Origin of the sequence: Pseudoalteromonas sp. SR43-3, assembly GCF_014163875.1 — a bacterium.
Classification (GTDB): Bacteria; Pseudomonadota; Gammaproteobacteria; order Enterobacterales; family Alteromonadaceae; genus Pseudoalteromonas; species Pseudoalteromonas distincta.
Genome location: NZ_JACJEC010000010.1, coordinates 93,308 through 108,545, shown reverse-complemented (window position 1 = coordinate 108,545; position 15,238 = coordinate 93,308). Strand labels below are relative to the sequence as shown.

The window sequence follows — 15,238 nt, the reverse complement described above, 5'->3', positions numbered from 1 at the left end:
AAAACGTGAAGGGTGTTATTTATTCATACTTTAAAAGGCGCTACAGTGACTACTCACCGCAGCGCAATACACACATTTAGTTAAAAGCGTATTTTAAAGTTACCGACGTTGTGCGGCCGTTAATAGTACGGGCACGAATAATGTTATTTTCAGGTACTGAACCTTCTTCGGCTTCTGTAATACCTACTGTATCGAAGAGGTTATTCACATTAAGCGCAATATTAAGGTTTTCAGATAAGTCATAGCTTACAAAGCCATTTACCTGTGTGTAGCCGTCAAATTGTAGATCGTTATTATCTTGAGCGTATGCATCGGTAGTACCAATGAAACTTACCCCTGCAGCGCCTTTTTCATAGTTGTAACGTGCCATTAATGAGTAAATTAAATCGGCTTGACGACGTGGCGTATTACCTACAACATCTGGGTTAAGCGCATCTTTTGCTATTTCTGCATCGGTCCAAGTTAAATTACCGCGAAAATCCCATGCATCAATAAAGTAAGTAGATTCTATTTCAATCCCTTTTGCTTCGTATTCACGGTCAAAAAACGTTTGTGATGTTGCTTCAAAATTTTGCTCTTCAGTTTCGGCAAAAAACGCAGTAGCAAACACTGATAATGAATCAAAGCGCTTTTTAACACCAAACTCAAACTGGTTTACTTCATCAACAGCGTCTTCTTTTGCAACAGAGCCGTCGGCGCGTACTTTACCAAATAAAAGACGGTCAGCATTTGCACGCCCACCTTTACTAATACGTGCAAACGTAGCAAGGCTTGGGTCAATTTGATAATTAGCACCAATTGAATAAGAAGAATAGTTCCAGTCATAGTTTACTGGGCTGGCGTTGGCAATATCAATACCTGCAACGTTTTGCTCAGGGATTGATATTTCTCCGTCGCGGTTCATATCTACAGTTGATGTTACGGCACCTGCATAGTTACCGCGAGCTTCGCCACTGTCGTAACGGGCACTTGCATCAATGCTTACGTCGCCTAATTTAGTAGAGAATGCAACGTATGGTGCACGGGTGTCGTACTCTGTGTCGTAATCACGTTGGCAACAGTTTCCCCAGTAAGGTGTGCCATATGCATATAAACCATTTTCTGAAAATTCAGTACCGTCAGCTGCAGTAACATTTAATAATGCAGCATTGTCGCCTTTAAGCTCCATAAGGTATGAATTCCATAACCACGACATAGCAATGTTTTGTGTTGACGCGTAATAACCAAAGGTAATGCTGGTGTCATCATCAAACGATTTAGTTAGTTTAAAGTCGTTAACTAATGAATCGAAGTCGTTCATTGTTACGTCAAACGTATGAATTCGCATAGCAAGGTCGTCGTTAAATGCAGCGCCCGTGTTTGCGTTACTGAGTGTTGCGCCTACACCACCAATGCTCTGTGCAATAGATGATGCGCTGCCAACCTCTGCAGGAATAAGCGAGTTAAAGTTGCCGCTTATTGATGATTTACGAAAACGGTTTTCGATACGCCAATCGTTATCTAAATCAAATACAGCTTCAAAACCAACAGAGTCAACCTTTGGATTCATACCATCGCGAATATCGCCGCTACTGATTTGGTTTTCACCATTTAAACGTACTGTTTTAGTAAATAACGCTGAGTGAGGTGTGTCTGATTGCGCATCAAAGCCAGCAATAGAGTCACCATTTGAGTACATTGGCATAGGAAGGTAGCCAACACTCTTATCGTCTAAGTGTTTGTAATAAAGGCGAACGTAACCGTTGTCGAAATCTTTAGTAAGATTAGCTTTTATTTGGCCACCTTTATTAGACGTGTAACCTGTTTCGCGCGGGCCTTCGCCTTGTCGAACAAAGCCACCAACATGAAAACGCACGCTATCGGTTAAGTAAGTGCCGTATTCAAAGTCTGTACGAACGCTGTCGTAATCTAAGCCAAGTGTTGTAGATACACTGCCAGATTCGTTTTCGCCATTTTTAGAGATAAAGTTAATAATGCCACCAGGTGCATTACTTGCGGCAGTAGATGCTGAGCCACCACGAATCGATTCGATAGTTTGCACAGTGTTATCTAATCGCATAAAAATATCTGAATTACCAAAAGCGATATCACCGTATTGCAGTACAGGTAAACCATCTTCTTGTAATTGTAAAAATTTTGCACCGCCTGAAGCAACTGGCAGGCCACGAACAGCAATATTTGCATTACCTTCGCCACCTGTCGATTCTGCACGGATACCAGGAATGATTCTAAAAGCCTCGGCTGTTGAGCGAGGAGTAGACACCTGAACTTGTTCAAGTGATACGCTACTAACTGAAACGCTTGAAGCCATGATCGTTGTTCGACGTGGTACGCCGGTTACAACTATTGTTTCAAGACCTTTGTTTTGTGATGCTTCAGGTTTTGCTTGGTCTGTTTCTTGTGCGTTAACGCCTTGACTTACGGCAAGTGCTAAAGCGCTGATTAAATATAAAGGTGTATTGTGTGTTGTCATGTGAACGCCTCGTTGTGTTGATCCCAGTAGGATTTGTTATTTTCACTTAATCGATTAAGTAAAAATAACAAATATTTTACAATAAGCAAATTATTTTGTGTTTAATTTGCTCTTTTATTATTCATATGTTGATTTTAAAAGTATTTTTTATTGTATTGAGATACAAATTTATTAAGCTGTTGGGTTATTTTCTTGTAAAGCACTCATTGATGGGTCGCGTAAATAATTGAACAACATAGCTACAAATAAAATCACGGCAAACCCTGTTGCTAAGTAAAAGCCATAGCGCACATGGCCAAAGTAATCGCTGATCATACCCATAAATAAAGGAGCTAAAGCAGCCGATAATGCGGTAAAAAATAATATAACGCCGGCTACGGCTCCATGGCGCTCAGCAGGAAAACACGATATACCTTTAGAGTTTAAAGTTGGATAAACCATAGACATAAATAAACCTGAAAGAGGTAGTAACCCTACAGCCCAGTCAACGCCACCAATAAGTGTACCCACATAACAAAGCGCAATACCTAAGCTTAAATAAGCCATAACACCTTGCCAGCTATAACGATTTAGTAACCATACGGCAATAAAACGACCTGCAGCACGTAGTATAAAAAATATAGTAAGTGCATAAGTGGCAAGGAGTGGCCAAGAGCCTGTGTAGTCCTTTAATAGCGTTGGCATCCATACATAAATAGCCACTTCAGTCGCTACATAAAGTGCAATAGCTAAAGAAAAGCCAAGTGCATAAGGGTTTTTTACCATTTTCATGGTCGTGGCCAAAGAGGCTGGCTTTTCAGTTGTTTTAACTACGTCAGGGTAGTCTGCGCGCCATGCTAATAAAGCAAGGATTAAACACATTACGCCCGCAGTAATATACAGGTATGTCCAACTAACGTTTTGCACTAATAAAACACCAACTAGGGCAGGGCCTACAATAGCGCCAATGCCAAAAAAGCCCTCAACCTTGTTCATAGTTTTAGTATGGTCGTCGTTACTATGTGAAATATCGCCAAGCAATGCCAGTGCGCCGGTTTTAAATAAACCAATGGCCAGGCCTATGCAGCAAAGCAATACTAAAAAGAAAGTAAAACTGGTGCTAAATGCAAATAAAAAACAACTCGCGGAAAATATTAATAGACCTAGCATAATGGTTTTTTTACGGCCAAGGCTGTCAGCTAAAAAGCCTAAAAATAATCCACTAAAGGCAATGAGTGCCATAGGAGCGTAATGAAATGCACTAGCTTGAGTCATGCTCAAACCGAAATCTTTTATAAGTTCGGGGATTATCATGCCGACTGCGTCAGAGGTCATGGCAAACATAAAAAACATCATGTATGTAAGCCAGCGTATTTGTTGCAGTGGGTCGCTGCTTACGTGAGTGTGTGATTTTGTCATGTGTTTATTCCTCGTTAAATTCTCTATTAATACTTCGTAAGTCAGTCAGTTGCTTACTGTAGTATTACGTGAGACACGAAATTTGTATGTAAAATTATTAAAAATTACTTGTAAATTCTTACTCGCTAGTTAAAGATATATCTTAATCGATTAAGTTTCAACATGGTAATCACACAATGATGAAGAATAAAGTTCAATTGATCACATATGCTGATCGAATCACTGGCCAAAATATAGGCGCGCTAACCACACTTTTAAACGGCCCTTTAAAAGGCGTATTTGGTGGTGTGCACTTATTGCCATTTTACAATCCTATTGATGGCAGCGATGCTGGCTTTGACCCTATTGACCATAGTGAAGTTGATTCTAGAATAGGCACTTGGGAAGACATACAAGTGTTAGGTAAAGATCTCGACTTAATGGCTGACCTAATTGTTAACCATGTATCGGCGCAGTCTTTTCAGTTTCAAGATGTATTAGCTAAAGGTAAGCAATCAGAATTTTGGGATTTGTTTTTAACCAAAGATGATGTATTTCCAAATGGTATGAGCGAAGCTGAGCAAAAAGCAATTTACCGCCCACGTCCTGGTAGTTGCTTTACCCCAATGAAATGTGGTGATGGTAAAACGTATGACTTCTGGACCACTTTTACCGATAACCAAATTGATATAAACGTAAAAGTAGAAGCCGGTGTTGCGTATTTAAATAACGTACTCACTAAATTTTCGGCTAACAATGTAAATATTATTCGTTTAGATGCGGCGGGTTACGCTATTAAGCAAGCTGGCACTAACTGCTTTATGCTTGATGAAACGTTTGGCTACCTAGATAACTTATCTAAGCAAGCAAACGATTTAGGCATGGAAACCATAGCAGAAATTCATAGCCATTATCAAACTCAGGTAGAAGTGGCAAAACGCGTAAATATGGTTTACGACTTTGCGTTACCCCCGCTTATTTTACACAGCTTATTTAACAACGATGTAGATGCACTGCTCAAATGGTTACAAATTTCGCCACGTAATTGCTTAACTGTACTTGATACACATGACGGTATTGGCATTATTGACGCAGGTCCAATGGGCGACAAACCAGGGCTATTAAATGCACAGCAGATTGATAACCTAGTAGAAACAATGCACGCCAACAGCAACAACCAAAGCCGCCAAGCTACGGGCGCTGCGGCGAGTAATGTCGACTTATATCAAGTTAACTGTACGTACTACAACGCATTAGGCGCTAAAGACTTTGATTACTTACTGTCGCGTGCAATTCAATTTTTTGCTCCAGGTGTACCACAAGTTTATTACGGCGGCCTATTTGCTTGCGAAAACGACATGGAATTACTGACAAATACAAATGTAGGCCGTGATATTAACCGCCCATATTTAGATGCAAATATAATCGACAAAGCCTTAAATAAGCCTGTAGTAAAAGGTTTAATTGAATTAATTAAAATTCGCAATTCACACCCTGCATTTGCAGGTGAATTTAGCGCCCAAGGTGAAGGCTGTATGTGTTGTTTATCGTGGCAACTAGATGAGCAAACTATTTCACTTACTGTTGATTTTAAATTACGCCATGCACTTATTACGCAGGTAAACGGTGATGAAGAAACAACGATTAACTTAAATTCATTTTTAGCTTAATGTTATAAAAGTAATTTACAAACGCCATGTAAAGCAAAAGCCAAGCTTAAGTAGCTTGGCTTTTTAACACATAAAACTATTACAAGGTTTGTAAGCTAACTACTCGCACCAATCTCTAATTCGTAACTGACTTCCTGAGTTTTTTCTTCTTTAGAAATAAATAATTCAGCGGCTATAACGCCTTTTTCTTGGCTGTTTTGATGAATGGTGGTGAGGCGAGGCACAAACCGGGCTGCTTCATCAATACCATCAAAGCCCACAATACGCAGTTCTTCACCTATTTTTATGCCTTGTTTTATTGCTTCTCGCATTGTGGCAAGCGCAATTAAATCACTCATACAAATAATAACGTTAGGACGAGGGGAGGCACTTAAAACCTCTTTAGCAGCAATATTAGCAAAACGCTCGCTACTTTCAGGAATGTTCCAAATACGATCGTCAGCTACCGTAATATTTGCCTCGCTTAAAGCGCGTTGATAACCACGTAAACGTTGATGCGAAATAGATTGTCCGGTTTCAAATTCGTGGTGTTCATACACGCGGCATAATACGTTTTCATCAAGTAATCTAAGCCCTAATATAGCCACTTTATCGCTTTGATTATGCAGTACGTGTTTAGCAATTTCGTAACTTGCTTGCTCGTTATTAATATTTACAGAGGCATTGCGAGCAATATCAAAATCAATTGTCACTACATGTTTAGACACTGTTTTTAATTGCTCAACTAACGCGTTATTACGAGGGCGGCCATAACAAATAAAGCCATCTACCAAGTCGACCACGTTGTTAAGGTTACCGCTATTACCTGAAAACAATAAAACATTAATGCCGTTTTTTTCAAGCACCGAGGTAACACCGCGCATAAAGCTGCTAGCCACAGGGTCCGACACCATGTATTCCACACTATCGGGCAGCACTAAAGCGACAATATTAAATGTGCCATTACGCAACGATTGCGCGGCCTTATTGGGCCCGTAATAGCCCAAAGTTTTACACGCTGCAAGAATATCGTCTCGGCGTTTAGCCGATAGCTGATCAGGGCGATTAAACGCATTAGATACTGTCGCGTTAGACACACCTAACTCTTTAGCAATACTTTTTAGGGTCCAGCGGGTTTGCTTACTCATACCAATTCTTTACTCAATACACATGTTAATAAACTAACATATTCAGGGCGTTAGCAAAGTAAAAAAATAAGATTTTAGGGCTAATGTCGGCATTCTTTAGGCGCAATGCCAAAGGTTTGTTTAAATAGGCGACTAAAGTGGCTCGCGCTATTAAATCCAACATCAAAGCACACTTGGCTAATTGCATGGCCTTGTAGCAATTGAGTACGCGCTTTTTTAAGTCTTAATTGTTGCTGCCAAAGGGCTGGGCTAGTGCCAAATGCAAGTTTAAACTGCTGATAAAACTTACTGCGGCTCATACATGCTATTTTGCATAAGGTATTTATGTCGAGCGTTTCACTTAAGTGTTCTTCAATATAAAGCAGGGCATCGCTCACTTTTGTTTTAAGGCGTGGCTTATCGCAGCTAGCTAGCAATAGCTCGCGGCTTTGTTGTTGTAATAAACGGGTGATCAATTCGTTCAACGACAAATCAATCAAGTAATGTCGCTGTGCGCCTTGCTCACTAAATAAATGCACCATGCGCTCTAATAATTGCTGCGTTTGAATATTATGTTGGGTATGCACTAACTGAGGTACATATTCAAATAAGCCATCGTGTGCAAAATTTTGCTGCATGTTTAGTGCATTCGCCACGCTCGTTATTTTATCTGTGCTAATTTCAATGGCTAAACAGGTGGTTGGGGCGTGCATTGATGCTTGTGGAAAATCAATTAAAACACCTTGCTCTGGCGCTAATACAAACGACTCGTGTGGTAAAAATACTTTATGGTATTGGCTCCTTTCTACGTGCATTACCTTTTTGCCGCTTAGCATGGCACAAAACAGCAGCTCGTTTGAGTGCAGTGCTACCTTTTGCGCGCTTTGATACGTGTCGTAAATACTCAACTCACTGCTATCTGCAGCGAATGTGACTTTATTTTCTATTAATACATCAAGTTGTTGGCGTTTTTTGTTTAACTGAGATGTGTGCATATCAATCCTTTAGGTTTTATTAGTTTGGACTCACAGACAACTTTTGTGGACAGCTAATCAAGTTTTTAGGTACTTGTTAGTTTAATGTCAATCAACATTGATTAAATATAAAGCATTTTGTTTTATATAAATGTTCGACCTTTAGCTAACAACAATAAAGAGAGCACACACATGATATATGCAAATCCAGGTAGCGATGGCGCACTCGTAAACTTTAAACAACAATACGGGAACTACATTGGCGGAGAGTGGGTGAAGCCAGTAAATGGCCAATACTTTGATAATATAAGCCCAGTAAACGGTAAGGTATTTTGCCAAATACCGCGTTCAGACAAAGACGACATAGAGCTGGCTCTCGATAAAGCGCATGCAGTGCGAGAGCAATGGGGCACAACGTCGGTGACCGACCGAAGTAACATACTGCTAAAAATAGCCGACCGAATTGAGCAAAACCTAGAGTTACTAGCTGTTGCCGAAACATGGGATAACGGTAAAGCAATTCGTGAAACACTCGCTGCTGATATTCCGCTAGCGGCAGATCACTTTCGCTACTTTGCAGGGTGCCTACGATCGCAAGACGGCACTATAGGTGAAATAGACGCAACCACCGTTGCGTATCATTTTCACGAGCCACTAGGTGTGGTTGGGCAAATTATTCCGTGGAACTTCCCTATTTTAATGGCCGCATGGAAACTTGCCCCAGCTCTTGCTGCAGGTAACTGTGTGGTACTAAAACCAGCCGAACAAACTCCAGCATCTATTTTAGTTTTAATGGAAATTATTGGTGATTTACTGCCTGCAGGCGTGCTCAATATTGTAAATGGGTTTGGTAAAGAAGCAGGCGAAGCACTGGCCACAAGTAAACGCATTGCTAAAATTGCATTTACAGGCTCTACACCTGTTGGCTCACATATTTTAAAATGTGCTGCTGAAAACATTATTCCGTCAACGGTAGAGCTTGGCGGTAAATCGCCCAATATATTTTTTAATGATGTAATGGAAAAAGACGACGCGTTTTTATCAAAAGCCATAGAAGGCGCCGTACTTGCTTACTTTAACCAGGGCGAAGTATGTACCTGTCCATCAAGATTGTTTATTCAAGAAGATATATACGAGCAGTTTATTGAGCGCATACTCGAACGTACCCAACAAATTAAACGCGGTAACCCACTCGACAGCGAAACCATGGTGGGCGCTCAAGCTTCAAAAGCACAGTTTGATAAAATACTTAGTTACATAGACATAGGTAAAAAAGAAGGCGCTGAAGTACTCACCGGCGGAAACGTAGAGCAGCTAAATGACGATTTAAATGGTGGTTATTACATACAACCTACACTGCTTAAAGGTACAAACGACATGCGTGTGTTCCAAGAAGAAATTTTTGGCCCTGTTATTTCTATGTCGACCTTTAAAGATGAAGCTGAAGCACTCGAACTTGCCAACAGCTCAGAATTTGGCTTAGGCGCAGGGGTGTGGAGTAGAAACATGAACCGTGCTTATACCATGGGGCGCAAAATTGAAGCTGGCCGAGTGTGGACCAACTGTTACCACATGTACCCAGCACATGCTGCATTTGGTGGTTATAAAAAATCAGGAATAGGGCGCGAAACACACAAACTAGCACTCGATCACTATCAACAAACTAAAAATTTATTAGTGAGCTACAGTGAAGATCCGCTCGGCTTTTTTTAATAAAACAGTTCAAACTTAAACACAACAACCATTAAGTAATGAGAGCGCTGCATATTTGTAGCGCTTTTTTATTCACAGTGCTCACAACACTATTTTAAGCGTGTTGTAATATATAAGTACAATACCAGCCGCGTTCAAAACGTTAAAACCTAAGCGTTTTAATAACTCATTACCTGCGTTAAAAACGATTTTACAATATTAACTTTTTATAAAAGTTGCTCTAAAAATTAGCAGTGATTTATGCATTGTCGGATATTACTGATCTCCCCCATTTAGGTGCATTACAGCATTAACGGAGATTTCTTTATAGTTAACTAGTTGTTTACAGGTGGTTATTTGCTGGCTAAGATAAATGCATTGTAATATAGGGACATTTGTCGGTTTATAAAACGACAAATGTCGTAGACAAAGTTGTTAGGGAGTTCTTCAAGAGTATGCGTTATTTTCAAGTTTTGGTATTAATTTTGTTTGTTTCAGGCTGTGCGTCAACTGAGAAAAAAGAGGCTGATTCTAGTAAGGCTTCTGCTGAAAGTGCAATGCAGCATGTTTATTTGTCAGGCGTTATCGCAAAGTTTTATTGTGACAATCAAAATTGGCCAAATTCAATTGATGAACTCAGCACTTTTTCAAATAGTAATCCTACGCCTATTGGTTCTAAAATTAATTGGGGCTTATTATCAAAACCAGATGTTACTTTTAAAGTAACTAACGATGTTTACCTTAGGACTCCTGAAGATAAAATAAAGGGTAGTATGTCTGTAAGTTCGATTCATCAGTACCCGGGTTGTAATGGTGATAGTATTAAAATTAATTTTCAGCCAACGTTGGGCGGTTAAACTCCCTAACAAGCTAATAAATAAGGACAAAAAACAGTTGGCTGTTTTCGTTCCTCAACATTTTAGCCAACAATTTTTTGCCCATTATTAGGGCGTTAGCTATACAGGGAAGTAATGAAGTATTTAACATTTTTTTGCCATGCTTTATTTTATGCACAATTAATATTTATTTTCACTTTTCCAATAGAAGATGGTTACCTGTTTGAAAATTGGGTGTTAATAGTTCTTTTATCGGTTTTGTTACCAATTGCATATTCTATTTCTTCATTCAAACAACCGCTTGTTGCCACTAAAGTACTTCCAATTAAACTTAATGAATTTTTAGTTTTGTTTTGTCTATCTGTTGGATTGAACGTACTTTCGACTCAAGGATTTATCTTAAAAAGTAACGCTGTTGAACTTGAATTTGATTCTTCAGTAAACTCCGCAGAATTGTTTAAACGAACTTATTTAGATAGTGAAGAAAAAAACAGGCTACACGCTCAAGCCATATATCAAAATTATGGTGTTATAGTTCAGTTCAAACTTGAATCTGGAGAGTATAAGGACTTTAATCCGTCTACTTTAGATGTTAAAAAAAATAAAGATAATGCAGCTTCCGATTTAAAAATTAGTGAACTCAAAAAATGGTATGTTAAACAATCTGGCAATGCCATATACATTTCGCTATTTCAAATATTTGGGTTTCTTTTAATTGCTAAGTCAACATTGGTTTGGTTAAATCGTATAGCTAACAAGCCAATCAAGCAGGACTAAAAACAGTTTGCTGTTTTCGTTCCTCAACATTTTAGCAAACAATTTTTAGCCCCTTATTGGGGCGTTAGGGCTCAAGGGAGAATTTGGTGTATCGTTTAGCGTTTTTTATTTCTTTTATACTGTTTAGTGCTAACACCCTTGCTTGCAGTTGTGCAGAACAACCACCTTCTGTGCATTTCGGTAACGCTAGTAATGTGCTAAATGGGCGTATTATGAAGTTGGAGATTTTATTTGATAAAGAGAATAGACCTTATCAAAAAATCACTTTAGACAATAAAAGTATGCTTAAGGGCAATTACACAAAAGTCATATATTCCGCAATGGACGTTAATGCATGTCACGGAATGTCTTTTTCATTGGGGAAAGAGTATGTTGCTTTTACAGACGACTCTAATTGGATAACGGGTTATTGTGGTGGTACTCAATTAATTTGGGCTAACCTCGATTTTAGTAAAGAGTTCTTAAAATCTATTCGAGCATTAAGCCCTAACAAGCAAATCAACAAGGACTAAAAACAGCGGGCTGTTCGCTTCGCTCCATTTTAGCCCACTATTTTTAGCCTTTTATTTGGGCGTTATAAATAAAAGGAAGTTTCGGTTATGAAAAAGAATATTGGCATTCTAATCACTACTCTTATTATTGGTGGATGTGCATCAACGGAAGTAGATAAAGAGTATTCGCACTTATCAGTTACTCACAACGAAATACAATCTTCAAAATGGAGTCAATTAAATCGGTTTCCAGCTAGGTATCCAAAACAGGCTGTAATGAAGTCTATTGAAGGTTGCGCCACCATTGAGTATGTAATCACACCACAAAATGAAGTAAAAGACATAACTGTTATAGCTTCGACAAATAAGCACTTTTCTAAAGCGGCTGAAGATGTAATTAAAAACTGGAAGTGGTCAGAATTACCAAAAAATATCATTACTCATCCAGTTAAAACGCAAACTCGGTTTGATTTCTGTTTTGATAAACCAAATCAACCTTGTTCAACCATAACACCAAAATATTCATGTCCAAGCAAAGATATAATATACTCTACAGGCAAGCGTATAAAGGTAAGTGGTTAATCTATTTATAGCAACATGCCCTTAGGTGGACGACTAGTAAAGCTTAGCTATTAATTTGAAGTGGCCGCTTAATTTGTGTTGGTTATTTCGCAGTGCACACCAAGAATTAAACTAGACACCGTATTAAACTAGACACCCATCTTGAACTTTGCTCTTTACAAAGCCTAGATTCTAATAGGCTAAATAAAGTGGGTCCCATCATAACTTGTTAGGTCCCATTATAATTTGATGCCCTGACATAAATTAAAAACCATCCGTAAAGAGACCCTGCAATAAAAGATAAACCCTGAATCTGTATGGCAGATTTAGTTGTACAGTGTTGTTTGTTTTATTAAGGTGACTGCCTAGTTTGTGTGATTCAGGTGGCTGTTTAGTTTATATGATTATTAGTATATTCAGCACCTTAAGTAGAGGGAAATATGTTTTTTGAATCGTGGAGTGAAATAGCGCGCATTGTCACCACAACCTTGATTATTTATCCCTTTTTAATCCTAGCGACGCATTTATTGGGTAAACGCTCATTTGCTAAAATGAATAACTTTGACTGGATAATCACCGTAGCGGCAGGCTCCATCTTGGGTTCTGCTATCTTATTGAAAGACGTGGTTATAGTTGAGGTTTTAGTCGCGGTAAGCCTACTCCTCTTTTTACAATATTTACTCACTTGGATCAGCGCCCATTTTTCGACGTTCGACAAAGTAGTCAAAACTTCTCCACAATTAGTTTTTTCGACGGTGAATATATAGAGGCTGCTATGAAAGACACTCGTCTCACCAGCACCGAAGTGGAAGCGAGTGTTCGAAAAGCCGGTTTTGGTGATTTAAGCACAGTTATGGCGGTGGTTTTCGAGGCCGACGGTGAATTAAGTATTGTGCCGAAAAGTGAAAACTATGATCAACTGATTATGAAGTTAAGAAATCCCCGGGATTAATTGGACAATTTTTAGCGGCCGAAGATTACCTTCAAGCACCAAAATTAATTGGCATGGCTTTTTTACTGTATCAGACACATTGCTCAACTACTAAATAAGGTTGGCCGATTCTTAAGTTTTTAACTTAGGTGCCGTATGTATTTACTTATGTCCCTTAAATCGCTTTTTTAGTATGGTTAATGAACAATAATGTACCAGTAATTTATTTTTAGCTTAAATGGATTTTTATGACTATAAAACAAGAATAACCAATTATATATTGCTCCCAATTTTACTACTATCAGCAGTTGTAAATGCTGCACAAGAGCACGCAGAACCTACAACAAAAGCGCAGTGGCATAATATAGCGCATTGATTGGACAATTAATGTGTTACTTGAGCAGATTAAAAACCTGTAACTTGTTTTAGTAACTCAAGCTAGCAACTAGGTTATTACTTTGTAAATACGCTCAATTGTTCTTCAAGCCAAAGCATAAATGCACTTACGCGTTTGGGTAAGTGACGCCTATTCGGGTACAAAATATTGATTGGTAGGTCGGGCATCGCGTATTGAGGCAAAACCTGTATAAGTTCGCCAGATTCAAGGTATTTACTTATACCGTGAATAGGTGATTGAATAAGCCCGAAACCACTCAGTACTGCGCTTAAATATGCCTCTGAGGAGTTAACAGTAAGCTGGCTTTTCATCGTTATTGATTGCAATTGATTATTGCTATCTAAATATTCGAAACCCGGATCAGGGATACCAAGTGTTTGACTGTAGCGAACAATGTAATGATTTTTTAAATCGTTTAGAGTTTTAGGTAAGCCATGATTTTTTACATAATAACGGCTTACGCAATTTAAAACTTTAAAGCTTCCTAATCGCCGAGCAATTAACGATGAGTCGGTAAGTTCGCCCACTCTTACTACGCAATCAAATCCTTCTTTAATGACATCTACTCGTCTATCGGAGCTGCCAAGTTCTATTTCAAGATTTGGGTGCATTTTTAAAAACGAACTTAAGTTTGGAATTATGGTATCTCGACTAACAGCTTGTGGCATATCTACACGTATTCGGCCTGTTAAACCTTTATCCTCACTTACAAATAAATTTTTTAAATCGTCAGCGTCGCTGATAATTCCTAGTGCACGTTGATAAAATAGCTCACCGTCTGAAGTCATATTTACGGTGCGTGTAGTACGGTGTAATAAACGCGTATTTAATGTACTTTCGAGCATGGTTACTGCTTGCGATACACTTGACTTAGGAAGATTTAAGCTTGTTGCTGCTTTAGAAAAACTACTGAGTTGCGCTACTTTAATAAAAATACGTATTGCGTTTAGGTCTTTCATAATACCGTTTATTGTTCGTTTATTTTGAACAGTGTAACTCTTTTCAGCCTGTTTATCTTTGTTGCTTGAAAAAATATACTGGCTTGGAGGTTATTTAACTCCCCGCTTTTATTTTCAACAGGATATAACAATGAACAAACGAATTGCAGTGATCACAGGTGGTAATCGTGGGCTTGGTAAAAGCACGGTGCTTTGCCTTGCAAAGCAAAGTATCGATTGCATTTTTACTTACCGTCGTCATGAAAAAGAAGCAAAAGAGGTTGTAAAGCAAGTACAGGATCTAGGCTCTAAAGCGGTTGCATTGCAATTAGATGTAAGTGATATGCTCGGCTTTGAGGATTTTGCACAGCAACTACAAAATGTCCTGCAGACTCATTGGCAACAAAGTGAGTTTGATTACTTAATTAATAATGCAGGGGTGGGGCTTACTAGCAGTTTTGCAGACACAAGTGAATCAACTTTTGATACGTTAGTAAATATTAACTTAAGGGGAGTATTTTTTGTTACCCAAACGTTGTTACCCTTTATAAAAAACGGTGGTCGTATTATTAATTTATCAAGTGGTTTAACGCGTTTTTCATTACCCGGTCATATTACTTATGCAATGACCAAAGGTGCAATAGAAGTAATGACAAGGTATTTAGCTCAAGAACTTGCACCTAAAAATATTGCGGTAAATGTTGTAGCCCCTGGTGCAATTGAAACCGACTTTGGTAATGGCGTCGTTCGTGATAACGATGAAGTAAATGCGTTTATTACATCACAAACGGCAATGGGCAGAGTTGGTGTAACAGACGATATAGGGCCTATGATTGCTAACTTATTAGCGGACGAAAACCGTTGGATGACAGGCCAACGACTTGAGGTATCGGGCGGTATGTATATGTAATCATACCACCCGGTATGAATCTTTGAGCAATTTAGTGAATTAAATTGCACTATAACGTCGCTGAAATTTTTATTTAGAACAACTAGGTACAAAAATTTTTGTCTA

Annotated in this window: 14 protein-coding genes; 9 read left to right on the top strand and 5 right to left on the bottom strand. The window is 38.8% G+C overall.

What is annotated here, in order from left to right; genetic code table 11:
• Positions 1 to 76: 76 nt before the first annotated feature.
• Both H5088_RS12945 and H5088_RS12940 read right to left on the bottom strand, forming a co-directional pair.
• Positions 77 to 2,473, bottom strand: coding sequence for a TonB-dependent siderophore receptor (locus tag H5088_RS12945; protein ID WP_182753157.1), 2,397 nt, complete (start codon positions 2,471 to 2,473; stop codon positions 77 to 79).
• A 171-nt stretch (positions 2,474 to 2,644) separates the two neighbouring features.
• Entirely contained in the window at positions 2,645 to 3,871 is a 1,227-nt protein-coding gene (locus H5088_RS12940; RefSeq protein ID WP_039488390.1) for a sugar MFS transporter, read from the bottom strand.
• Positions 3,872 to 4,047: 176 nt separating this feature from the next.
• On the opposite strand from H5088_RS12940, the gene gtfA reads away from it, so the two are divergent.
• Positions 4,048 to 5,520 carry a sucrose phosphorylase gene (gene gtfA, locus H5088_RS12935; RefSeq protein ID WP_182737733.1) on the top strand — a complete coding sequence of 491 codons (1,473 nt, stop codon included), beginning with the start codon at positions 4,048 to 4,050 and terminating at the stop codon, positions 5,518 to 5,520.
• Between the two features lie 95 nt (positions 5,521 to 5,615).
• On the opposite strand, the gene H5088_RS12930 is transcribed toward gtfA, so the two are convergent.
• Both H5088_RS12930 and H5088_RS12925 read right to left on the bottom strand, forming a co-directional pair.
• Positions 5,616 to 6,647, bottom strand: coding sequence for a LacI family DNA-binding transcriptional regulator (locus H5088_RS12930; RefSeq protein WP_182695370.1), 1,032 nt, complete (start codon positions 6,645 to 6,647; stop codon positions 5,616 to 5,618).
• A gap of 80 nt (positions 6,648 to 6,727) precedes the next feature.
• Positions 6,728 to 7,621 carry an AraC family transcriptional regulator gene (locus H5088_RS12925; protein ID WP_182753155.1) on the bottom strand — a complete coding sequence of 298 codons (894 nt, stop codon included), beginning with the start codon at positions 7,619 to 7,621 and terminating at the stop codon, positions 6,728 to 6,730.
• A gap of 171 nt (positions 7,622 to 7,792) precedes the next feature.
• On the opposite strand from H5088_RS12925, the gene H5088_RS12920 reads away from it, so the two are divergent.
• The 7 genes from H5088_RS12920 (at position 7,793) to H5088_RS20340 (ending at position 12,909) form a co-directional block, all read left to right on the top strand.
• A complete protein-coding gene (locus H5088_RS12920; RefSeq protein WP_182753153.1) occupies positions 7,793 to 9,313 on the top strand; it encodes an aldehyde dehydrogenase family protein in 1,521 nt (506 codons plus the stop codon).
• A gap of 434 nt (positions 9,314 to 9,747) precedes the next feature.
• Positions 9,748 to 10,149: a hypothetical protein gene (locus H5088_RS12915; RefSeq protein ID WP_182753151.1), complete on the top strand. Its 402-nt coding sequence runs from the start codon at positions 9,748 to 9,750 to the stop codon at positions 10,147 to 10,149.
• Between the two features lie 114 nt (positions 10,150 to 10,263).
• Positions 10,264 to 10,905 (top strand): hypothetical protein, encoded by a 642-nt coding sequence (locus H5088_RS12910; protein WP_182753149.1) that lies wholly within the window; start codon positions 10,264 to 10,266, stop codon positions 10,903 to 10,905.
• Between the two features lie 86 nt (positions 10,906 to 10,991).
• Complete coding sequence (locus tag H5088_RS12905; protein ID WP_006794835.1) at positions 10,992 to 11,417, top strand: hypothetical protein; 426 nt, start codon at positions 10,992 to 10,994, stop codon at positions 11,415 to 11,417.
• 87 nt (positions 11,418 to 11,504) lie between these two features.
• Positions 11,505 to 11,978 (top strand): energy transducer TonB, encoded by a 474-nt coding sequence (locus H5088_RS12900; RefSeq protein ID WP_138684764.1) that lies wholly within the window; start codon positions 11,505 to 11,507, stop codon positions 11,976 to 11,978.
• A 419-nt stretch (positions 11,979 to 12,397) separates the two neighbouring features.
• Complete coding sequence (locus H5088_RS20345) at positions 12,398 to 12,724, top strand: hypothetical protein (protein ID WP_259398112.1); 327 nt, start codon at positions 12,398 to 12,400, stop codon at positions 12,722 to 12,724.
• A gap of 8 nt (positions 12,725 to 12,732) precedes the next feature.
• Positions 12,733 to 12,909, top strand: coding sequence for a DUF421 domain-containing protein (locus tag H5088_RS20340; RefSeq protein ID WP_259398111.1), 177 nt, complete (start codon positions 12,733 to 12,735; stop codon positions 12,907 to 12,909).
• Between the two features lie 432 nt (positions 12,910 to 13,341).
• On the opposite strand, the gene H5088_RS12890 is transcribed toward H5088_RS20340, so the two are convergent.
• Positions 13,342 to 14,244, bottom strand: a complete 903-nt coding sequence (locus tag H5088_RS12890) for a LysR family transcriptional regulator (protein ID WP_024032767.1) — start codon at positions 14,242 to 14,244, stop codon at positions 13,342 to 13,344.
• Positions 14,245 to 14,374: 130 nt separating this feature from the next.
• Here H5088_RS12890 and H5088_RS12885 point away from each other — a divergent pair, with 130 nt between their 5' ends.
• Positions 14,375 to 15,133, top strand: coding sequence for an SDR family NAD(P)-dependent oxidoreductase (locus H5088_RS12885; RefSeq protein WP_182753147.1), 759 nt, complete (start codon positions 14,375 to 14,377; stop codon positions 15,131 to 15,133).
• Positions 15,134 to 15,238: the final 105 nt, after the last annotated feature.